General features: G+C 48.1%; 17 protein-coding genes. 3 read left to right on the top strand and 14 right to left on the bottom strand.

Going from position 1 to position 23,228, the window contains the following annotated elements; all coding sequences use genetic code 11:
• Positions 1-18 precede the first annotated feature (18 nt).
• The 7 genes from GWG06_RS03035 to GWG06_RS30785 form a co-directional block, all read right to left on the bottom strand.
• A complete protein-coding gene (locus GWG06_RS03035) occupies positions 19-1,503 on the bottom strand; it encodes a c-type cytochrome (RefSeq protein WP_160711254.1) in 1,485 nt (494 codons plus the stop codon).
• A 75-nt stretch (positions 1,504-1,578) separates the two neighbouring features.
• On the bottom strand, positions 1,579-3,936 hold the full coding sequence (locus GWG06_RS03030) for an outer membrane beta-barrel protein (protein ID WP_160711252.1): 2,358 nt from the start codon (positions 3,934-3,936) through the stop codon (positions 1,579-1,581).
• A gap of 91 nt (positions 3,937-4,027) precedes the next feature.
• Complete coding sequence (locus tag GWG06_RS03025; protein ID WP_235938162.1) at positions 4,028-5,065, bottom strand: DUF1573 domain-containing protein; 1,038 nt, start codon at positions 5,063-5,065, stop codon at positions 4,028-4,030.
• Between the two features lie 232 nt (positions 5,066-5,297).
• Positions 5,298-5,546 (bottom strand): chitin binding peritrophin-A domain-containing protein, encoded by a 249-nt coding sequence (locus GWG06_RS03020; protein WP_127036877.1) that lies wholly within the window; start codon positions 5,544-5,546, stop codon positions 5,298-5,300.
• Between the two features lie 40 nt (positions 5,547-5,586).
• The gene (locus tag GWG06_RS03015) at positions 5,587-5,832 is read right to left on the bottom strand and encodes a chitin binding peritrophin-A domain-containing protein (protein ID WP_127036879.1); all 246 of its coding nucleotides are present in this window, start codon (positions 5,830-5,832) and stop codon (positions 5,587-5,589) included.
• A gap of 45 nt (positions 5,833-5,877) precedes the next feature.
• Positions 5,878-6,114 carry a chitin binding peritrophin-A domain-containing protein gene (locus tag GWG06_RS30790; protein WP_420826288.1) on the bottom strand — a complete coding sequence of 79 codons (237 nt, stop codon included), beginning with the start codon at positions 6,112-6,114 and terminating at the stop codon, positions 5,878-5,880.
• 34 nt (positions 6,115-6,148) lie between these two features.
• Positions 6,149-6,406: a carbohydrate-binding module family 14 protein gene (locus GWG06_RS30785; RefSeq protein WP_127036883.1), complete on the bottom strand. Its 258-nt coding sequence runs from the start codon at positions 6,404-6,406 to the stop codon at positions 6,149-6,151.
• A gap of 525 nt (positions 6,407-6,931) precedes the next feature.
• On the opposite strand from GWG06_RS30785, the gene GWG06_RS03000 reads away from it, so the two are divergent.
• From GWG06_RS03000 to GWG06_RS02990, 3 genes are all read left to right on the top strand, one after another.
• Entirely contained in the window at positions 6,932-7,675 is a 744-nt protein-coding gene (locus GWG06_RS03000; protein ID WP_160711248.1) for an OmpA family protein, read from the top strand.
• Between the two features lie 114 nt (positions 7,676-7,789).
• Positions 7,790-8,962, top strand: coding sequence for a S8 family serine peptidase (locus tag GWG06_RS02995; RefSeq protein ID WP_160711246.1), 1,173 nt, complete (start codon positions 7,790-7,792; stop codon positions 8,960-8,962).
• Positions 8,963-9,280: 318 nt separating this feature from the next.
• On the top strand, positions 9,281-12,451 hold the full coding sequence (locus tag GWG06_RS02990) for a TonB-dependent receptor (protein ID WP_160711244.1): 3,171 nt from the start codon (positions 9,281-9,283) through the stop codon (positions 12,449-12,451).
• Positions 12,452-12,867: 416 nt separating this feature from the next.
• On the opposite strand, the gene GWG06_RS02985 is transcribed toward GWG06_RS02990, so the two are convergent.
• The 7 genes from GWG06_RS02985 to GWG06_RS02955 all read right to left on the bottom strand — a co-directional run bounded on the left by GWG06_RS02985 (position 12,868) and on the right by GWG06_RS02955 (position 23,092).
• Positions 12,868-13,518: a hypothetical protein gene (locus tag GWG06_RS02985; protein WP_160711242.1), complete on the bottom strand. Its 651-nt coding sequence runs from the start codon at positions 13,516-13,518 to the stop codon at positions 12,868-12,870.
• A 75-nt stretch (positions 13,519-13,593) separates the two neighbouring features.
• Positions 13,594-15,627, bottom strand: coding sequence for a TonB-dependent receptor plug domain-containing protein (locus GWG06_RS02980; protein ID WP_160711240.1), 2,034 nt, complete (start codon positions 15,625-15,627; stop codon positions 13,594-13,596).
• Positions 15,628-15,734: 107 nt separating this feature from the next.
• Positions 15,735-16,442 (bottom strand): LytR/AlgR family response regulator transcription factor, encoded by a 708-nt coding sequence (locus GWG06_RS02975; RefSeq protein WP_160711238.1) that lies wholly within the window; start codon positions 16,440-16,442, stop codon positions 15,735-15,737.
• Between the two features lies 1 nt (position 16,443).
• The gene (locus GWG06_RS02970; protein WP_160711236.1) at positions 16,444-17,466 is read right to left on the bottom strand and encodes a sensor histidine kinase; all 1,023 of its coding nucleotides are present in this window, start codon (positions 17,464-17,466) and stop codon (positions 16,444-16,446) included.
• A gap of 211 nt (positions 17,467-17,677) precedes the next feature.
• On the bottom strand, positions 17,678-18,997 hold the full coding sequence (locus GWG06_RS02965) for a RagB/SusD family nutrient uptake outer membrane protein (protein ID WP_160711234.1): 1,320 nt from the start codon (positions 18,995-18,997) through the stop codon (positions 17,678-17,680).
• 18 nt (positions 18,998-19,015) lie between these two features.
• Complete coding sequence (locus GWG06_RS02960; RefSeq protein WP_235938105.1) at positions 19,016-22,120, bottom strand: SusC/RagA family TonB-linked outer membrane protein; 3,105 nt, start codon at positions 22,118-22,120, stop codon at positions 19,016-19,018.
• A gap of 225 nt (positions 22,121-22,345) precedes the next feature.
• Positions 22,346-23,092: a DeoR/GlpR family DNA-binding transcription regulator gene (locus GWG06_RS02955; protein WP_127041431.1), complete on the bottom strand. Its 747-nt coding sequence runs from the start codon at positions 23,090-23,092 to the stop codon at positions 22,346-22,348.
• Positions 23,093-23,228: the final 136 nt, after the last annotated feature.

The raw sequence follows: 23,228 nt of genomic DNA, 5'->3' as shown, positions 1-23,228 counted from the left end.
TCCGGAGTATTGCCTGGATTACTGCTTACAATGCCTGCTGATCTGCTGCTCATAAAACTGTATCCTGCCGGCTGCCTTAGTGGCTGCATCCTCAGGCCCCAGCGGCTTCACCGTTGCCTTCAATCCCTTGCTGCCGCCTATTTTCCGGATAAATGTCTCAAACGCGGCTGACGAAGTTTTTTTCACGGTCAATGTCAGATTATTATTGATCTGCGTGGTAAAGGCCGTATTGCCGAAATAGAAGGCTGCCCTTTCATGATCTTCCGCTACTGCAAAAATCCAGGCAGGTTGCTGCTGGGGCAGGTAAACAGTACCGTCTTTACCATAGAAACCATACGTTCTTCCGTCTTTCAGCAGCCCTCCGGGAGATAATATCCTGTCATGCGGAATTACCAGGAAAAGATGCATGGAGGGCGGCTTCGGGCCGTCTACAGTTACGCTCAGCTGAGATGCAGAGGCAGTCAGCATCTTCCGCGTTTCTTCATCCACATTCTTCCAGCCGAAGTTGTTAATTTTTACGATATAGGCCTGCGCCTTCCTGGTACTACCGTTTGTATCCAGACCAGCAGCCTCAATTTTTTCCGTACCCGGAACTGTATCTATTGTTCGTGTATCCGTTCGGGTTACAAAACCAGCCTGTTCTCCGTTGGCGTCATATGCCAGTTCTTCCTTCGCCTGCGCAAGCATCAGCCGGTAACATTCACAGCTGTCGCAGTTGGTACGGGAATAGGCTTCCGGCTTGCCCGGAAATTTACGGCCTTCCTGTTCTACATAGCTGTATAAAGCTGTCAGCTGCTGCTGTGTAAGCGATGGATAAGCCGGCATGCCGGTTTTATTGTATTTCAGGAAGAGACAGCCGGCACGGAAATTTCCGGCCGATATCTGCGCTGCCGCATTGCGGGTATAGGCAAATAACAACGCGGTATCATAATCCCAGCGGCTCACAGCGCCATACAGTGGTGGGCCTGTCAGCTCCTGGTTAACGGCATGACAACTGCTGCAGTTATCCTGAAAAAGCTGTTGCCCCCGCTTCCATATCGGAGGGGTTGAATCGGCCAGCGGGCGCGGATTAGCCCATGTCAGTTCACCAAATCCTTCCACACCGTCGTATAACTCCATGCCCGGTGAAATAAAATCAGCCGGCACCTGCACCGTTATTGGCTTCCTGATACTGATATCAGCACCTTCTGCCGGTTTTATCATGAACATCCCACCGCTGCTGAGCAAACCGCTGTCACCTACCGTTACCAGTCCGCCGCGGATCATATCTTCCAGCTTAAATGCTTCTTTTATTTCCAGCTGCGCAACACTGTCGGTCGTAACCAACGCACCTGCAGGTATAAATATTTCAAGTCCCTGCTCCATACGCAGCAACGTATCTCTTCCGGGATGAACGCTTACAAACTGGCTGGGAATACGGTCAGGCATATAAAAATATGAAGTTGCCGCTTCACAGGAAGTCAATGCCAGTATAACTATCAGGTATAGGATCCAACTTTTCATGGTAAAGGAATATACCTCAATATAAACCATTCGGAATTGCTATCTGACAATAATATCTGCCCGGTAATTTGTATGCTAGCGACTGAGACTGCCGAGATCATTCTTCTCCGCATATTTTCCCTTATCAGTAAACGTCGTATTCTTGCCGAAGGTATAGCTGAGAGACAGCCGGCAGTCAAAATTCCTGTAACGGTCTGCGGATAATGCGTAATATCCCTCTCCATTACTGCTGCTGCGCTGTTCCAGCCACGGCTGATGCAGGTTGCTGCCTGTTAAGCTGCACATCCATTTCCCTTTCGCATATACAGCATTGATATTGGAGGAAAAATAATCCGGTGAGGTATGCTGAAAACCAATACGTTTATCATAACTGCCTGATACCATCAGCCGCCATTGTGCATTAATCATGCAGGTAAGGGAAAGGCTTGCTCCTCTGGAGAATCCATTGGTATTATAATCCTGGCGCACATGATACCTGTAGTATTCCACCCATCCGGATATCCCGGCTTTTAACTTCCAGGCAAGCGGAATATCTGACAGCATACCTCTCGTGTAATAACCGTTTACGGCCTGCAGATTCCTGTAAGACACTACTGTTACGCTGTCGCGTGCATAGGTATATACACCGATATCGTTGCTGATACGTCTGTAGCTGGCATCAAGATTAAAGCGCAATTTTTTCCAGGGAACGGCATAACCGGCGTTAACAGAAAAGGTACCGGAAGGGCGGAGATCCGGGTTGCCTTCTTTTACAGCATATCCGTTATTGAAAATCATCGGCACATTCACCAATGCGTGAAGCGGCGGACGCTGCTGGGAATATTCCGATTCCAGACGCAGCGTGCCTTTGTTGGGTAACTGATAGTACAGAGAGAGGTAAGGAGATACGAAGAATGACCGGAAATACCGGTCAGGTAAATGCTTAAACCCATTGTAGTTATAATCGCCCTTCAATACTGCTCTTGCGGAAAAGCTACTGCCAAACTTCTTTTCCAGTGATGCCAGCAAAGCGCCGTAATGATACACTGCAGTAGATTGCAGCAGCTCAGGTTCCTGCGGATGCAAAGAAAAATCAGTCTCCTGCCTTTCTTCATACGTACGGTAAAAATACTTGGCAGCAATATCAAAAGCACCCACGCGCTTATTCTCATATGCATAGCACGCGTACGCATATACGTCCTTTTCCCGTTCTTTTTTCCGTTGCCGGTAGTTATCAGCCGGCACTTCTTTTCCTTGATCCACGGCTGACACTAATGAATTCTCCAGACCGGTACCTATAGATACGTATTCTGCTGAAATATCCAGCCGGCGGCGGGTACCAGGTATTTTAGCCGGTATCTTCCATATATATGCCAGCCGGGTGTTCAGATTATTATTATCTGCAAAGGGCATATCTGTTCTACGGGTAGCAGTAACAGATTTCAGGAGTACGTCCTGATGGCGGATACGGGTAACTGCCTCTTCATTCTTATGATCGTCGCTGGCATTCCAGCTGAATTCTGCATTCAGGAAGTGGCGGTCGTTGATGCGGTAATTATCTGATATACTGATAAAAGGTGTTATCCTGGCGGTTCCGGTAGTGCGGGTTTCTCTTGTCAGTACAATGGCGGAAGTATCATAATGCGTATTGCCAGTCATCACTTTTTCAGGGGTATATCGCCGGGAATATCCACCCATAGCGCTGATGGTATGCTTTCCTGTACGGGCAGTGATACTGCCATCGGCACCACCGGAAACAGTAGAAACATAAGTATTAATGTTTCCATAGATGCTTTTATCAGCAGGCAGCACCTGTTCAAAGTTGAGCGTTGGCTTTTCAGTTTTCAGGTCGTGCAGCTGCAGTGTAATGCCGGTATATTTCAAAGCTGGCTGCTGGTGAATATTATCTGACAACATTTTACTGAATACCACTGAGGTATATCCGTTATGCTTGAGGGCAACCGGTTTACCTGCATAGGTAATATTACCGTTTGCATCTACCTCTACGCCGGGAATATTTTTTAGTGCTGCAGCGATAGTCCAGAATCTGGCTTCCGGAATTTTAGTCAGGTCCATGGTTATTTTAGCAGCATCGCCTTTTGTATAGGTTGCGGCAGCTGTGATACTGACCTCCTTTAACTGCTGCGTACTTCCGGGAATAATGACAATCCGGGTTTCCGGCTTATCTGCTGCCACGGTGCAGTATCGGCAGGTAAAGGCAGTATCCTTCAGCTGCAGGGTTAGTGGTGCATGGATCGTATCCGGCAGCAGAAATCTGCCTGCAGTATCGGTAATACCTGCAATATTTTTCTTTCCGGGAGAAAGCATGACAAATGCTACAGCGCGCTGCGGCCTTTTAAAATTGTCCTCGAAAATGAGCACTCTTTTATCACCTTGTTGTGCAAAAGCATGCTGGCAAACGAACAGCAGCAGCAGGCAGGTCAGTATTTTCATATCATATCTTACAATTATACCGCACCGGAATAACAGGCGTTCCGGTGCGATGGTGCAGAGTTTCGTAATTACATGTAAATATGGATGCCGGTCAGTTTACCTGTCCGTTTATATAAAAGGGAGTCGGAGAGTTGACCGCATTTGAATACACCCGCATCATGCGTTTAAAGCTACCTGCCGATACACCGGACACCACTACTTTAATAGTTCCCTTCTCTCCCGGTGGCACAGCCACCTTGGTAAATTCACCTACTGTACAGGTACAGTCGGAAACTATGTTTTCCACCTTCAGCGGTTTCTTACCGGTATTTACAAATGTTATCGTGACTGAATCTTTTTTATTCAACGCAATGGGTTTCTGGAAACGTTGCTCAGCTCCGGGATCCATAATCGCTTCGTTCTGCTCATCATAATTGTTATTCACAATGTGGTGTGCATGCTTTTTCAGTGCCAGGTTCAGAATATCAGAAATTTTATCATCCACAGCAAGCGCCTTTTCTGCTGCCAGGCTGGCCTGCACAGTATCATTACGCTGCTTGTAATATTGCGCCAGCAGGAAGTTGTTGTAAAAGGTAGGCAGCACTGCGATGCTTGACTTCAGCAGCGGCGCTATGTCCTTCAAGTCTGCGCTGTCATGTGATTTACCGAATGTTTCCAACTGCAGCTGGGCCGTGAGTGATCCCTGCACAAATGCGCGGGTTTGTTCATCCGGTATACGCTGATGTTCAATAACATCAAATCTGTCTGCAGCAAATGCACCTTTCTTTTCCAGTGTGGCTAGTATCTGTCGCAGTCTTTCTTCCGGCATCTGTCCGAAGTAAATACCTTTCAGTTTCATGGCTGCATCTGTAAAAATAAAGCCGGGAGTGGCGCCGCTGTTCAATATGCGGGCCAGCCATTCATTACCGGCAATGGAGTGATCAATATATACTACCAGGTATTTATCGGTAACAGCTTTCTGCAATGCCTCATTTCTGAACAGCATCAGTTCAAACATATCACACGGACTGCAACCACCGGATTTATTTACCAGCAGTACATCTTTATGTTGTTCTTCCGCCATCTTGCTGATCTGCAGCAGATGCAGGTTATCAAATATTTTCTTCTGATCCGGAGAACAGGAATACATCACGACGCTAAAAAGAAGAATAAAAGGAAAAAATATTTTTTTAATCACAGGTTATAAATTGACAGGTATAAAAAAGGGCTTGTCCGTATATCACAGCAACGGCTATCCGAAAAGCACATTTATCACTCCGGAACGTTTATATTCCGGAGTGACAGCAATACTTTCCTGCATGAACAACATGCTTCGCTGATTCAATGCCGGAGTATTATTTACTCCGGCATTGCCGGGAAAGCTATTTGCAAGGGCATCCATCCGGTACAATGGAGGGATAGGTGCACATTTGTCTGATACAATCCCACTCCAGTCCGGGTCCGCAATGACGCTTCACCGGCACCAATGCCGCATCGCATTCATAATAAATAGTACAGTCCTTTGAGTCTGACAGGTATTGCCCCTGATTGGCACAGGTACCTACAACGCTGGCATGCGAAACATATGCGCCCATAGCCAGTACGGCGGCTAAAATTAGTCTCTTCACCATTCTTAATTTAATGATTAAACAATTGATTTGTCACATCGTATTACATATTGCAGGGGCATCCTGATACTTTTTCAGGATAGTCGCATACCTGTACAATGCAATTCCAGTGCAGCCCTGCGCCGCAGTCACGCCGCTGCGCCACCTTCATGGCATCGCATTCATAATAAATAGTGCAGTCTCTTCCGTCGGGCAATAACTGACCCGGATTTGAACATGGCCACCATACCTGACACATACCTGCCAGCGAAATGCATAGTAATGCACCAGCAAAGAAAACTTTCTTCATATAACTTATTTTTAAAGATGGAAAAACAATAGTGCGGATCTGATATTATTTTTTACAAGGGCAATTTCCTGGTACGCTATCAGGATAATTACAGATCTGTCTTATGCAATCATACTCCAGTCCTGGAGGGCAATCATGTCGCTGTGGTTTTTTCATCGCATCACACACATAAAAGATGGTGCAATCTTTCGAATCTGCCAGGTACTGTCCTTCGTTCGCGCAGTCACCTACTACTTCCGCATTAGAGATAACAGTACTTATCAACAGCACTGCTACAGTCATAATTTTCTTCATAATACTTTTTTTAAAGGGTTAATTAAAATCTCACCATAGTACAGGGACAAGCACTATTTACTTTCTCCCTGACATCACAAGTCTGTTCAACGCAATTCCAGTAGAGGCCTGCGCTGCAATAGTGTTTAACAGGGTTCAGGGCCTGGTCGCATTCATAATACACACGGCAATCCCAGCCATCCGGCAGAAGCTGGCCGGGATTCGTGCAGTTCCAGAAGGGCTGGCAAATGCCCGCCACGGAAGCGCATAGCAATGCACCAACGAAGATCAATTTCTTCATTTCATTAAATTTTAAAGTAAAAAAACAGCGGAGCAGTTATGCTGACCGCTCATATCAGAGATGCTGATAATACTGCTGAAAACGGGCAATACATAGCTGTCTGATACAAGGTATGTATCAGTCCGGGCACATAACACTACTACCGGTACTGCAACCTGCGGCACGGAAATACTGCTGTCCGGGGAAATGCACGGCTATATACAATGCATGAGCATAGACCGGTATAAAAGATATTGGTTCATGGCGGATTTTATTCGGTAATAAAAATGGTAACAGGTTTTTTATTCAGACGCAGTGTACTGCAAAATTTATTTCATGACTACGGGAAACAATAACTATTATCAAAGGCTTTTTAATGTTGGTTTATTAATGGTTATATTTTTCAAATATAGAATACGCAGTTATAAAATCAAAGTATATTTCTGAAAATATTTTCTACCTTCCTGCCATCAACACAACCATTATATAAAAAAGGAAATGATTAAATTTTTTTCTTTTCTTGTTACGATTTTTACAGTTTCTCTGATGTCATCTGCACAACAGATAAAGATATATTTCCCTTCGGGCAGCACTGTATTAAACGACCGGTCAAAGCAACTACTTAGCAGCATATCCGTTACCGGAGCGCGTATCATAGAAATAACCGGCCATACAGATACTATCGGCACAATAGCGTACAACAAAAAACTGGCTGCCGGCAGAATCAAATCAGTAACAACATATCTTGGCATCACCAATGTCCCCGCTTCCATCAATGTATACAACAAAGATGAATCACATCCGTTGCAACCTGGTCATGACTCTCTCAACCGATGCGTTGTAATCAGCCTGGTATGCAAGCCTGAAACAGACAGCACTACTGCGCGGCAGATATCTGCAGGAAGCCGGACCCGCACACTGATTAAACAGTTTACGATCAGGGACCTTCTTTTCCTGCCCGACAAAGCTGCGCTGGATCCCGCTACTGTTTCTGCGCTTAACGAAACAGCTGCATACCTGCTCCGGTTTAAAAATCATGCATTTGAAATCAGGGGGCATGTTAACTATCCGGCGGAACTGTTACTGGATACCGCCTCTGCACTGTTCCGGCTATCGGCCGACAGAGCATCACTGGTGAAAGACATGTTAACAGACTATGGCATTCCGGCCGCCAGTATTACCTGTAAGGGCATGGGTAACACAGAACTATTGTATCCGAAACCCGGCAATACCGATGAGAAAATGAAAAATATGCGGGTAGAAATTCTTATCTATCAGTTAAGCCAATAACGTATATGCATATACGTTGAAAATGATATTTCCTCATTTATTTACGACTATGAGGTAAACGGAAAAAATTCGGTAAATTAGAATACAATTGCTTAACTCCTGAAATAACCCCATATGGAAAATGATTATATCATTCTGCAGGCCATCACCCCTTCAGGCGTGAAGAGAGATGCCGGAAATAAGGATGTCGCCGAAATAAAAGCTGGCCCTCAGCCTGTTGAATACAAAGCCATTACAACCAGTTTAAGCGACAAAGCTGCAGCAGATACCGCCAGGGATCCAAGCACCTTAGCCATGAGCCCTAGCATGCCGCTGCAACTCATCACTCCTTTTGAAAGCAGTACCGCTGCTGCTCCTGCTTCCGGCGGCGTTACCTGGAATATTCAGTCTATCGGCGCCGATGCCTCAGACTTCACCGGGGAGAATACCCGGATCGCCATCCTGGACACCGGGATAGATGCTGATCATGAGGCATTCAAAGGCGTCAGCATCGTAACAAAAAATTTCACGGATGACAAGGAAGAGGGAGATGTATGCGGACATGGCACCCATTGCGCGGGTGTGATTTTCGGACGGGATGTAGCTGGGACCCGTATCGGTATTGCACGCGGTGTAACAAAAGCGTTGATAGGCAAAGTTATCAGTCCCCGCAGTACCAGCGGCGCGCTGACGAAAGGCATCAACTGGGCAGTAGAAAATGGCGCGCATATTATATCGATATCACTGGGACTCGACTTCCCGGCCTTTGTGCAACAGCTGGAAGAGCGCGACATGCCCCGCAATGCCGCCATATCAATGGCACTGGAAGCATACCGTAAAAACCTGCAGCTCTTCCAGACGCAACACAAATACCTTATGGCAAATGTGGAAAGTAATTACATCCAGCCGGTAATACTGATTGCAGCTACAGGCAACGAAAGCAGCAGGCCCCGGTATACCGTGGCGGTAGCCCCTCCGGCAGCAGCTGAAGGCATCCTCACGGTGGGTGCTGTTAAACAGGAAAACGACCGCCTGATTATTGCTCCATTCTCCAATACCGGCGCTACCTATCTGGCTCCCGGCGTAAATATCCTGTCTGCCAAAGCAGGTGGTGGCCTTATCAGTAAAGATGGTACCAGTATGGCCGCGCCGCATGTGGCGGGAGTTGCCGCCCTATGGGCCGGCAGAATGATTTCCGGCGGGAAACTTACCCGGGAACTGCTGATCGACCGGCTAAAACAAGAGGCGGATGGCAACTACGGACTGGAAGCACCACTGATAAAAGCACCGGCGCCGCTAAAGCCTTAACACCAGAAAAGATTCTGCCTCCCCCTCTTTCTTCCCGCACGCATATACGCTGTCAGCCACAGCCTGCAGATATAGATGCAGCAACATGTTATGCCCTGAAACTTTCGATTGTTATTTATTTTCTCTATCTTTTTATCCAGATATGTATGGAGAAGCCATACTTTTCCACGCGATGAATGATGAATACCTGCTGATTAAAAAACCGAAAAAACAAATCTGTCCGGCGACGCCTTCAATGTGAACTTTTAGTTACCAATTCCACGACCATATCACATTCCATCATTGCCATTATATTTTTACCACTTGAAAACTTTAATCATGAAACCTGTCTGTAAAACTGTCCTTCTCTGGCTGCTATGCTGCCTTTCTTCGTATTATGCATCTGCGCAGACAACGCAGGCATCCATTATCGGAACAATCACCGATGAAACCAAACAAACCATTCCCGGCGCCTCTGTAGTGGTACGTAACGAGTCCACCGGATTCAGCAGCCGTACCATCTCCAATGCCAAAGGGGAATTCACTATCAGGGAACTGCCGCTGGGCGGCCCTTACACCATCCACGTTACCTTTATCGGCTATCAGGAACAGAAACGTACCGGTTACACCCTCAACCAGGGCGACCTGGTGCGGGCCAACATCGAACTGAAAAGTGCGTCTGTCAGCATGGAAGAAATCAAAGTGGTAGCTTCCGCACTGAAGAACAAATCCGAGAACTTCGGCGCCGCTACTACTGTCACTGCCCGCGACATCGCCCGGCTACCCGTTAACGGCCGTAACTTCAACTCCCTGGTAGACCTCTCTCCGCTGAGCAGTGGTAACAACCTGTCAGGGCAGCTCGGCTCATCCACCAATATCACCATCGATGGTACCTCTGCTAAAAATCCTACGTCCAGCAGCGGCACCAACACCCGTATCGGTGGCCCCTATGCCATGTCCATGGAAGCTATCCGTGAATTCAAAGTGGTAACCAACCAGTACGATGTACTCTATGGACGCAGCGGTGGCGGTACCATCAGCACCGTAACCAAATCCGGTACCAACACCTTCTCCGGAAGCGCCTTCATGTTCATGCGCAACGATGCACTGTCCAGCCGCTTCGACGCACGCGGTAAAACACGTACCAATGAATTCTCTACCTATCAGTATGGATTCTCCGCCGGCGGCCCCATCATCAAAGATAAAGCGCATTTCTTCGTAGCCTGGGACCATCAGGCAGATGCCCGCCCGCTGATACTGGCAGATATTAAATCGCCACAGGATGAAGTTACCTTCAACGTAAAACAGACAGTACTCGATACTTTCCTGCAGATTGCACGCGGCTCCTACGGCGTAGCCAATACACCGCAGTTCGGTTCCTTCAACAAAAAAAGAGGTACGGATGCTGCCTTCGCCCGTATTGACTGGCAGCTGAATGAAAAAAATCTCCTCACCATCCGTAATAACTATGTGAATGACCGTGCTCCGCTTGGCCGTGATGATAACTCACTCATCAATCTGTATGAAGTATATGCCGATGCCAAGGCTATCAATAACAGCCTCCTGGCTACCCTGCGTACCGTAGTAAATCCGCGCGTCACCAACGAACTGAAAGTACAGCACCTCTACACCTTCGAGGAAAGCACACCAGGAAAAGAACTGCCGGCACAGAATATACCACGCGCCATTGTGGAACGCGTACAATCCAACTTCAACGGAACGCCTGCGTATACCACCATTCAGCTCGGCGGACAGCGATATTCTCCGGAACACTTCTATAACAATGTATTCCAGCTGGTAAACAACACTTATTACAATACCGATAAAGCGAATTACACCTTCGGGACCGATGTCATGTACAGCCACATGAACTCCCTCTACGGCAGTGAAATGAACGGCCGCTTCTATTTCAACACCATGGATAAATTCAAAAACCTCACGCCCTACCGCTATGCCCGTGAAGTAGCCCTGGAAGATGATCCCAGCGTTAAACAAAATATCTTCAGCGCTGCGCTCTACGCCCAGATACAAACCAAACTCTTCAAAGGATTCGAAATGATTGCCGGTCTGCGTGCAGATTATACCGCTTATCTCAACAAACCAAACTTCAATAAGACGGTATACGACGAACTGGGATTACGTACCGACAACTCCCTGAGAACCTTCCAGCTGCAACCGCGCCTGCAGTTCAACTGGGACATCAACGAAAAGCATACCGATTACCTGCGCTTCGGGGCAGCCATCTTCGGATCTGATATTAACAACTACGCCATGATCAACAATATGCTGTTCGATGGCACCAAGGTTTTATCTATTGATCTCGCCAACGTACCCACCGTTCCCCGTCCCAACTTCGTGGAATACCGCAAGAACCCGTCTTCCGCACCAGGCAGGGAACTCTTCGATCAGCTGAACCTCCCGCGTATAGGCACAATCAATATGAACGGCAAGGACGCCCGCATTCCTGTGGTGTATAAAGCCAATGTATCCTATAACCACCTGTTCTCTGACCGCCTGAAAATGGGGCTGACGTTCTTCACCACCATCGCCCGCAACAACTATATGTATGTGGACAGAAACATGGTGGATCAGCCGTTCTTCACCCTTCCCAACGAAGGCAACCGCGGCGTATATGTACCGGCGAAAAAGATTGATGCAGGAACAGGCAACGCCGACTGGCAGAATGGCCGCAAATCTACCAGCGTGGGCCGCGTGCTGGAACTGAACAGCGGCGGCAAGGTCAACCAGTTTGCATTTGTGTTGGACGGTACCTGGCGCTATTTTAAAGACGGCGAAATATCTTTCAGCTATACCTGGAACGATACCAAAGACAATACCTCCTATAACGGAGACGTAGCCAACACGGCCACCTTGTCCCTCATGGTAAAAGACGATCCCCGCAATCTTAATACCATGAGCTATTCCGACAACCAGTTCCGTCACAAAGTGGTGTTCTACGGTACGCTGCCCAGCTTCTGGGGTATCAATATAGGTATCCGCTACAGCGGCATCGGCGGTACCCGCTACTCCCTCTCTGCCGGCGGCAACGTAAACGGCGACTTTGTGGCATCCAACGATCTCGCCTATGTTTTCGACATCAACGACCCGAAAGTACCTGAAACAGTTCGTAACAACATCCACAAAATCCTGGATAATCCGCTTGCCAACGAAGGCTATAAGGATTACATCCGTCGCAGCATGGGCAAAGTAGCTGAAAGAAATGGCGGCATCAACGGCTTCTACGGCGTATGGGATATGCGTTTCACCAAAAAGTTCAGCTTCGCCAGAACCCAGAGTGTAGAACTTTCCTGCGACCTCTTCAACATCGTAAATATGTTTGACAGAAACCGCGGCGTATCCAAGTTGCTGGGCAAACAAAATATCTACTCCATCGGCGGATTTGATGAAAATACACTCAGCTACAAATACAACGTCAACACCAACTCCGGCGTTGTCACCCCCGGAGGCTCGCCCTGGCAGATCCAACTCGGCATCAGATACGGATTCTGATCATTTTGTTATTTTATTATTTTATTATTTGAGATTTGTATCTATAAAAAATGTCCTCCGGAGTTTCCGGAGGACATTTTTTATGGAATGCAGTGCGAAAATCTTCGTTCAGCTCTTCGCACTGCATTCGTAATTCGTAATTTGTAATTCGTAATTACCTTATCTAACCTCCGCTTCTGTTTGTTTGCAAAACCGCTTTGCTTCGTGGCTGAAGGCAAATCGCATCAGGAGTATGTTAGTGCTGATAAAAAGAACAATAGCTAATATGGCTGCTACTTTGGAGAGGCACGCCAATGCCGGTCTTTTAGAGAAGCCTCCGAAAATGTAGCCGATAATGAATACCATGCATACACCGAATAATATGCGGAGGAGAATAAGAAATGGGAAAATCATTGTTTTAAATTTTAAAGGTTCAACTATTTCAGCTTGTTCAGCAGTTCCTCATCTTCAGTTTTGCCCCAGTGAGGCGCCACACCTGTTGATCCGTTTTTCAGTCTGGAAAGGCTTTTTTCAGCCAGCTCCCTGGCCTGTTGTTTATCGCCGCCCCACATTCTGGGAGTGGCATATTTTACCCAGGCCTGTACATATAAGGCGCGTGGGTTCTGAGGGTCCAGCTGCAAAGCCTGTTTCATAAATTTATCTGACAGCGTGCCGTAACGGCGGCCATAAGTCATCGGGTTGATAAATACTTTAGTACGATATACCATGCTGTATACAGTATATACTTCTGCCAGTTCCTGCTTCTGCCGGATGGTGTCCAGCAGGGACTGTGCCTTTGCCAGCTGCTCTTCGCCCCTTACGCTATAGGGTTCTATTCTTTCGCCGTCTTCTTTATAAAGAAATCCGATTTTGGCATTACAGAAGGCAGCATAGTAATAAGGCAGCCAGGAAGATTTCTGAGAGGCTGCCAGTGTAATAAATTCTTTCTCCAGCGACTCATAATCTTTTACGCTGGCGGCCTTATCCAGCTTTGCCACAGCGCCCTGCAGGGCGGCGTCAGCACTTTGCGCGAAGCTGCCGGCAGTGATGAGCAGCAATAACAGCCATGTAATGGAAATCCTTTTCATAATGTAATGTTTATTTTATGATGAGTGAATGAATGAATACTTAATTTTCGTTTAATCATTTACGTTATATGACAATTACAGATTATCGAGTATATCACTGGTACGGTCTGTTCCCAGGCTTATGAATACGCCTATGAAATAAGTACGTGTAGCCGGCAGCGTGATAGCTACCTTATTAGCGCCACCGGCGCTGTAGTTATATCCGAATACCTGTGCAGTACCCAGGAGATTATTTACACCGCAGGCGACACCCGAAATATCCCTGTGTTGCCGGTTCTTAAAGAAAGAAGTGATATAGGCGACGTGAATATTGGCAACGCTGTAGGCTTTGGTAGTACCTTCGTCGTATGTTCGCCAGTGTCCGGCCGCCATATCATAACGCAGGTCATAATACGGCCGGCCGGCTGCCAGCGAATAAGAAAGGTTCACGTACAAAGACAGGTCCTGGAAAAATTTCTTGATGGCAATGGTAGTGGTATGCGGTGCGGCAAAGGTGGGGCGCATCTCATACGGATAGTTCATAAAATCCCGTTTTGTATCCAGGTAGGTATAGGTGATCCAGTAGTCCAGGTTGCGGAAGGTTTTCTTATCCCGGTAGAATAGCTCCACACCCTGCGCATAGCCGTTGCCGTTATTACCGGTTTGCGGAAAGGTTTTTATGAGCTGATCATATTTTTTATAGTAGGCCTCCAGCCGGAAGTAGCGGTTATTGGCCCTCCTGGTGTAATTGAGTACGTAGTGGGTAGCCTTTGTATAATCCAGGCCGGTATTGTGATACAGAAAAGTGTTCTGCGGCTCCTGGAAGAAGATGCCATAAGCCAGGTTGAGCTGTCCTTCTTCGTTCAGCCGCCAGGCTATGCCGGCACGCGGCGCTACCACCCCGCGCTGCAGCAGCGAACTGTATTCTGCGCGTACACCTGCCCGCAGCGAAACATTTGTTGCCAGCCGGATGTCGCCTTCAGCAAAGGCGGCAGACAACTGATCTGTCAGCCGGATGATGCTGTCACGCATCACACCATGGTCTTTACTATAGAAATGTTCTGCCCCGATACGTAATGCCTGTCCGCGTGGAAAGAAACGTGTTATCACCACCCTTGCCTGCGCGAAATCTGATTTCACCACATCATTACCATTTTTATAACGATAGGGATCGGTTGCCAGGATGACCGGTTTGCTTTCTGCATTGGTCAGGCTTCTCCGTGTATCATTATCGTTATAGCTGTAGGCAAGGCCCGCATCCAGCCGCCAGTCGCTGTTCCAGGTATTACGGTAGCTGAGGTTGCCGTAATAGTTTTTCCCTTTCACCTGGTAACCGGCAAGCAGGGTGGTACTGTCAATATCCGGGTTCCGTATGCCTACATCGCTGGAAGTCCACATGGTATAGTATTTCAGCATGCCTGTCCTACCTGTTTTAATTCTGAAATTGGCATTCCCTTCGAAGTACGAAGGGCCGCTGAAGTAATCGGGGTTATGTGGCACGATGGCGTTATACCATCCCTGGTGGCTATACGTCATGCCTACGCCGTAGCTGCTCCGCCCGTTTCTGGCCAGATGCTGGTAGCCCGCGCCCAGGTTGGACGGGAACACGCTGAAACTGGCGGAAGACTTATCAGGCAGATCAATGCTTTCCATGATTAAGGCGCTGCTCATTGCCTGACCATATAAGGCAGAATAGCCGCCAGCACTGAATAATATACCTTTGAACAGAAAGGGGTTGATGCGTGCAAACTGTTGTATGCCCGGCACAGCAGGATAGTTGGGATATTTCAGCAGGGTGCCGTCAATAAACTGTCTGGTTTCATCGCTGGTACCGCCACGAACAAAAAGCCCTTCCTGTTCGCCTATCTGCTGTGCGCCAGGCAGGGAGCGCAGCGCCTGTGTAATATCTGCATTGCTGCCAGCTACGGTAACGGCATCCATAGGTGTCAGCGAGGCGCCTTTGGCTTTATCGCTGGCATCAAAAGACCCGGCGCTGACAGTAACCTCCTTCAGCACGCGGTTGCTGCCGCGGCGCGCCGTGTCAGCAGGCAGACTGTCTTTTACCGGCTGCTGAGCTGCCACAGCAACACTCATCAGAAATACCGCCCATATGACAGATACTCGTTTCATTGCTGGTAATATTATTTACCTGCAAAACTATCGGGATGCAGCACTGAAAATCCGGAGAGTAGATGTCACGGGCAAGTGTTGCGACAACCGGCACAAGTGTGCACATGTCAGCTTTCGGGGTTCACAAGTCTGTTGATATTTTCCTTGTAGAAATCGCTTACAGGAATCTCCTTTTCACCGATGCATACCAGGTCGCGCCGGATGGCGGTGATCTTCTGCGCCGCCACCAGATAGGATTTATGGGTACGTACAAAAGCGGCAGCAGGTAGCTTTTCCGCTATTGCTTTCATCGTCATGCGGGTGAGTACAGGCTTGGGAAAAGATGATAAATGTATTTTGATATAATCTTTCAGTCCCTCAATATATTCGATGTCGGCCACCACTATCTTCACCTGGGTGTATTCCACATTCACAAAAAAATCAGTGATCTCACGGGTAGGCGCTGACAGCTTTTGCTGCATCCGGAACAGCTCATCGGCACGGTGACAGGCTTTCAGAAAGCGTTCAAAGCTGAACGGCTTCAGCAGGTAGTCTACCACCTGCAGGTTAAATCCTTCCAGCGCATATTGTTCATAGGCGGTCACCAGGATCACCAGCGGCGGGTTACGTAATGATTGTAAAAAGTGAAGGCCACTCAGCCGCGGCATCTGTATATCCAGGAAAATCAGGTCGATGGTTTCCTGCTGCAGTACTTCCATCGCTTCCAAAGCATTCCTGCAGGTTTTTACCAGCTGCAGAAAAGGTATCTGCCGGATATTATCTTCCAGCAGCTCACGTACCAGTTGTTCATCATCAACCGCAATACAGCGTAGCATATCATATTAGTGTTAACGTCAGGGAAATATTAAATTCATGACCGTTATCCATTATCTTCAGCTGATGTTTGTGACGGTAGAGCAGGTCCAGCCGGCTGCGCACATTGGCGAGCCCTATACCGGAACTTTCATCTTTGCTGCTATCGAGTATACGGTCATAGGCGTTATTCACTTCAAACACAAGCTCCTCCTGTTTTACATACAGACGTACGGTTATCACCGGCGATACCACGCCCGTTCCATGTTTGAAGGCGTTCTCCACAAACGGTATCAGCAGCATCGGTTCTATCAGCTGTGCGCCTGCATTTTCTTCCAGGTGTATACCGGCCTGAATATCCACATCCGTTCCGAAACGCAGCCGCTGCAGGGCGATATAACTCTCCAGGTAAGCCACCTCTTTGGTAACAGCCACCCTGGCTCCGCCGGCATCATAAATCATGTACCGCATCAGCTCCGATAGCATAATCAGGGAAGGCTCCAGCTGGTCAGACTTCTTCCTCGCCAGCGATACCAGGTTCGTCAGCACATTAAACAGAAAATGCGGGCTTATCTGTGAACGCAAAAACTTCAGCTCTGAAGAAAGCTGCTGCGCCTGCTTCTCCTTCTGCTCCTTCTCCACCCTTATCCGGTCCAGGATCTTACGGTATACCAGGCTGATGACAAATACGCCCACCGATGGCGAAAACACCGCCCTGTACGCCGGCCGGTCTTGCAACAGCTCCGGATACCACCACGCCATCATATGATACTTCAGCCAGAAAGAGCCTCCCAGCAGTGCTGCTGCCGCCACTATATACAGCCACCAGTAACGCCTGTTCAGCCACCGCGGACAAAGAAAAAACGCATTGACATAAAAAATAATCAGGTGAATGATCCCCGACAGCGTAAAGAACGTTCCCGGCAGCGGCCCCACCCGGTAATCATTCGCTTCCGTAGATACCAGGTATGGCAGCAACAGCACCATGCCCCAGATGAGCACGTGCAACACAATAATAATATTCCGGGATCGCAGCAACGCTTTCATTTATCAATGGTCAATACACTTCCATAAAGATACGCGAAGTAATGCAACGGGAGGGATTATACGACAAGACGGGGAATTGTGCAGACCAAATTGATTTTAATTACGAATTACGAATTGCGAATTACGAATGAGGAGCGAAGACATAAGCGAAGAAGTAATCTTCGTTTATGTCTTCGCTCCTCATTCGTAATTCGCAATTCGTAATTCGCAATTAAAACTCCGGGTCTTTCGGCGTATTCGGATTATCATTCCTTTCTACAAACGGATACGGGAAATACGTGCGTTTCCTTTCGCTGACAGGCCGGTTAAAGCGGCGGCTGTCTTCGAGTTCCTGGCCGCCCATATAGAGTTCTATGCGGCGGTGTTTATAGATGAGGGTCAGGAGTTCATCTTTATCGCTGGCGGATACCGCTGGCAGGTTGGCTGCCAGTTTGTAGGCATCTTTATCAGCGGTTTTGGTGACTACCTTGTTGAGTTCGGCGAGGCCCTGCGGGATCAGGCCGGTGCGGGCATAGCATTCAGCTTTTATCAGGGTGATTTCTCCGGGCAGGAACAGCGGAACCGTATCGTTGAGGCTTTTAAAGAAGCCGTTGATGATAAAGCGGGGCTTCGCCTGCCGTTTGATATAGAAAGGTACGCGGCCGTCTGCCTGGTCGGGCTGGATCTCTTTAGGTAATCCCATGGAGGAATCTACTACCTGGAAGATGTTGTTGGTAGCGGTGGCCAGCGTATAAACCGGATTGGTAATCAGGGAGGTGAATACCAGCGCACCCTTGCCTTTTTCGGAAAGGTCTACTTTGTCTGCTGCCGCAAGCGCACCGGCATAATCGCCGGCATACAGGCTATACCTGGCTTTCAGCGCATATAGGGTATTCTCAATGTTGATACCCTTTGGTATGTAACGGAGGAAATTATCGCTGACAGGAGCTGCGCTGATGGCATTCAGCGCATTATCAATAGTGCGTACGGCACGCAGGTAGCCCTGCCTGGCCGGAATGAATTTCACATCGTTGGTAATGCCGTCCGGCCTGCCAATGGTATCCGGCACCTGCTCCCAGAAGTTGGCCTGTATACCCAGGCTCAGGGCCTTAAATATAGACGTATAGCCAATCAGGCCGCTCGCGAAACCGGCATCTTTTACAATCATTTTCGTGCTGCGCAGGATGCTGTCAGACTCATACACTATTTTATTGGACACCGCCCACATACCGGTTACTACAACATTGACATTGAGCAGTGCTGCGCCACCGGTGCCCAGCTGCGCTTCATCTGCATTGCCGGGGTTGGTTACAAATGTTTCGCCGGTGAGCAGGCTGCCCGCCGTAACAGTAGTATAGAGCAGGCCGGTCCGGTCGCGGACATACCAGCTTTGCAGACCGGCCGCCACATCAGCCAGCACGATAGGCGTACTGAAAGCCTGATCAGAGGAAGGTCCGGAAGCATCCTGATAATCTTTCTTGCAGGCGGTGAAAGTACCCAGCAACAACGTAATCCCTGCAAAATATTTATAGATGTGATGATAACGTTTCATAATCATTGTTTTTGTGGATTAGAATTTAGCGCGGACAGAGAAGTTAAAGGTTCTGGGCACCGGTACTGCGCCGAAATCGATACCGCGCAAAATGGTGCTTTGCCCTGCTGCATTCACTTCCGGATCATATCCTTTGTAGTTATCCCAGGAGATGAGGTTACGGCCGCCGAGGCTTACACTCAGATCACTCAGTCCTTTCAGCTTACCGAAGTCATAGCTCAGCGCCAGTTCTCTCAGCTTCACAAAAGAGCCGTTATCAATTCTGAATTCATGAATATCATACACTGCTCTGAAATATCCTCTGGGCAATTGTCCCAGGTCTTCCTGCTCTGCCACCTTTCCGTTGTCGGTAGCCTGGCGCGTTCTGTAGTCTGCATTGAAAACATCTACGCCCTGAACGGCATCGAGCTGAATGTGCAATCCCAGTTTTTTATAACGCAGATCTGTTGTCAGCGTAGCAGTATAATCCGGGTTCGGGTTACCGATTATTTTATTCAGCGTAGCACCTGTGGGAAGCCCTGTGGCCGGATCACGCTGCGCCTGCCAGGTGGTGGGAGATGTTTGTACACCTTTCTCTGTGAGCGGAAGACCAGCAGCATTTTTCATGATGTTGCCGTTGGCATCCCTTGCATAGAACAGGCCATAGAAAAACCCGATAGGCTCCCCGTTGGCAATACCTACCGGCGCACCGCCTACAGTGCTGAGTAATACCAGCGACTGCCCAATGTCCAGCGCTTTGTTCCTGTTGCGGTTGAAGATAGCGGTAACATCCCAGGTGAAGTTGGTCGTTTTCACCGGCGTTACATTCAGCACCACTTCCAGCCCCTTGTTCTCCAGGCTGCCGATATTTTCCAGCACAAAGGAATAACCGTTTGTCGGCGCTACCGCCCGGCTTATCAGCAGGTCTTTTACCTTCTTTCTGTAGTAGTTAACGGATAGGCCTATACGATTATTCAGAAATGCCATATCTGTTCCTATTTCCAGTTCCTGCTGCCTTTCCGGCTTCACATCAGGATTGGTGTAGGTATTGGGCGACTGAAAAGCGGCGGCTCCGAGGAAAGGAGTAGCGCCATAGGTATTGAAACGGCCATAGGCCGGAATACCGGTGAGGTTACCTGATTCACCGTATGCAGCACGTATTTTCAGCAGATCCCACCATCCTGACACACCGGCATTAGCCCAGAAGTCGGTACCGGACAGCACATAGCTGCCGCTCAGCTTAGAGTACACCTGGTTACGTTCATTCTTCCCGAATACGGAAGAACCGTCCATACGTAAAGCGCCGGTAATAAAGAGTTGATTACGGTATTTGAAATTCTGCTGTATATACTGTCCGGAGATGGATAACTCCGTACGCTGATCCGCGCCGGGAATGAAAGTGATGGCCCTGTCTGCCGTTTGTACAAACGGCGGCATCCCTCTTCCCTGCAGTAACGTGAAATGTTGTTTCTGGTACTGTACAGAATAACCTACCTGTGTTACAGATTCCAGCTTATCATTGATATGCCAGTTATAGGTAGCATTCAGATCGTGGTTCAGCAGGAAGGAAGTATTGGAAGCCGAGCTGGCATATCCATTCTGTGTAGGATCCAGTTCCGGTCCGCCGCCATAAAAACCTGGATTGACAAAATAAGCGTAGGCGGGCATGAAAGTCGTACCATCCTGGTTATAGTTATCAATACCCAGGCGGTAATCAACAGTCAGATTTTTAATCGGATTCAGTTTAATTCCTGCGCCGGCAATCACACGGCCTACCTGCTGCTGCTGTTTAAAATCTTCTATCACCGATACCGGATTTACACGGCCTCTTTCTCCTACCTTCATCAGGTTACCGAGAGCATCCCGTTGCTGAATATCATAATAGTTGCCCAGGATGGTGATGGAGTTCATGGGAGAATAAAACGTATTCCCATCAGGCTTTTCATGACTGCGGCTGTATACGTAGTTCATGGTAGCATTGACGCTGATCCATTTATTGATTTCCTGATCCAGGTTGAGACGGAAGCTGTAACGGCTGAAGTCTGTATTTTTAATGATACCCTGATTATAGAAATAACTGGCAGATGCGTAATATTTCGTTTTATCTTTTCCGCCGGCAACCGATACATTGTTATCAGTACCTAATCCGGTACGGAAAATATAATCCTGGTAATCATAGCGGTTTACCTTTGTTTGCGAAACAATGCTGGGAGTAAGGATATCCTGGGTAGCATCATCCGGCGAACCTCCAAATTTTACGGGGGCCCTGTTTACATCCAGCTTCTTGCGCAGCTGGTTGACAGATATACCCGTAGAAAAATTTACGGTTGGTACGCCGCTGCTGCCGCGTTTGGTGAATATCTGCACAACGCCGGCATTGGCGCGGGAACCGTATATAGCTGCAGCCGCAGCACCATTCAGTACTTCTATCCTTTCAATGTCTGCCGGGTTAATATCCGCCATACGGTTCTGGCCTACGTTACCCACAAAGGTACCGCCGGCATAGTTAGGATCACTGTTGGTAACGCGGGTGGTAGAGTTATCTACAATGACGCCATCAATGATATAAAGCGGTTCTGTAGAGCCGGAAATGGTGCTGGTACCTCTCAGCTTTACGCTGATACCGCCGGCAGGATCGCCGGAGTTCTGCGAGATCTGCGCGCCGGCAGTTTTTCCCTGCAATGCGGACAGCACATTCCCGGTACCGCCCTTGTTGAGTTCATCCGCCTTTACGGTGCTGATATAGTTTCCCAGCTGCCTCCTGGTGGTTCCCTGTGAGGTACCGGTAACCACAATTTCATCCAGCTTGGATACAGCTGTAGCTACCCTGATATCATGCGTAATACTGCCGCTGCCGGTGAGCGTAACGGCGCTTTCTGTAGTGGTGAATCCTACGCCGGAAGCTACCAGGGTGTAATTGCCGGCAGGCAGGTTAACCGTGAGGTTGTACACACCATCTGCATTGGTGGCGGTACCCGATTTGGTATTCTTAATGGTAACGGTGATACCCGGTAATGCCGATCCTGTTTCGTCGGTCACCTTACCGGAAATTTTTACCTGCGCCTGAGCTGCAGCAGCCAGACAGGTCATCAGCAGTAGCAGCAACAGGCTGCAACGCCCTGTCAATCGCGTAATCTGACACATGAGCATAATGATTTAAATAGTTACACAGACTGATGGAATTGCGGTCAGTCCGGGATGAATTGGTTGGTAATCTGTTCCGGCATAGCCTGAAATGTTCGCTTAGCAATCGTTCTTACCGATGACCAATAGTTTTTCCTGTGAAATAATTTTTAGATAATAAAGCTGATAATTGAAATTGTTGAATACTGCTCCGGATGGCCGGAATGACGTACATAAAATCTGATACTATAAAATTCTGATGCCCTTATTACTGTAAGGCTGTAACTTTTTAGATTTAGCCGGTAACTCTGTTATTAATATATCAATGTCTTCCACATCGCATACTTTCAGGTGTTCGGCGGTATTGACCTTTTCCGAAATACATAAAGCCACCACCTTCCTGGAAGTACTGACCATGGCCTTTTTCACCTGTACCACTTCCCAGTCGTTATCAGTAAGCCCCGCATGCACATCGATGGCATTAACGCCCAGGAAGCAGAGGTCTGCACGGATATCCCTGATTCTGGCAATGGCTTCGCCGCCTACGGTGATTTTGGAATTTTTTGCCAGCTTGTCCCCGATCACAATCACATCTATATTCGGATGATTGGCATATTCAAAAGCAGCAGGCAGACTTACCGTAATAAACGTGGCCCGCAGCTCCGGCGGCAATATACGCGCCAGCTGCAGGATGGTGGTACCGCCGGTAGTCAGTACAAACATACCGTCAGTAATCAGGTCTACGGCTTTCAGCGCTATCAGCTGCTTCTTTTCCTGTGCATATACATCCTGCGATACAATGCCCTGATGAAAAGAATTGGATAACCCGCCTCCATGCACCTTGAGGATCTTCCCTTCCTGTGCCAGCGCCGCCAGATCGCGGCGGATAGTATCTTCCGATACCGCCATCTGCTCGCTCAGATGCGATGACAACACCTTATTATGCAGGTTTATCTGGTGCAGAATATATGCCTGTCTTTCCTTTTTTAACATTTTTCAAGTGGAATTCCGGGATAATTTCGGCAAAAAAACGCATACAAACAAGTAAAAAAAAGCATTTTCCTGCGGGAAAATGCTTTTTTTATAAATTACGAATTACGAATTGCGAATTACGAATGTAGAAGCGAAG

The sequence above is a fragment of the Chitinophaga solisilvae genome (assembly GCF_009928525.1).
GTDB classification, from domain to species: Bacteria; Bacteroidota; Bacteroidia; order Chitinophagales; family Chitinophagaceae; genus Chitinophaga; species Chitinophaga solisilvae.
Note: the sequence above shows the minus strand (reverse complement) of the source record. Positions and strands in the feature narration are given on the sequence as shown.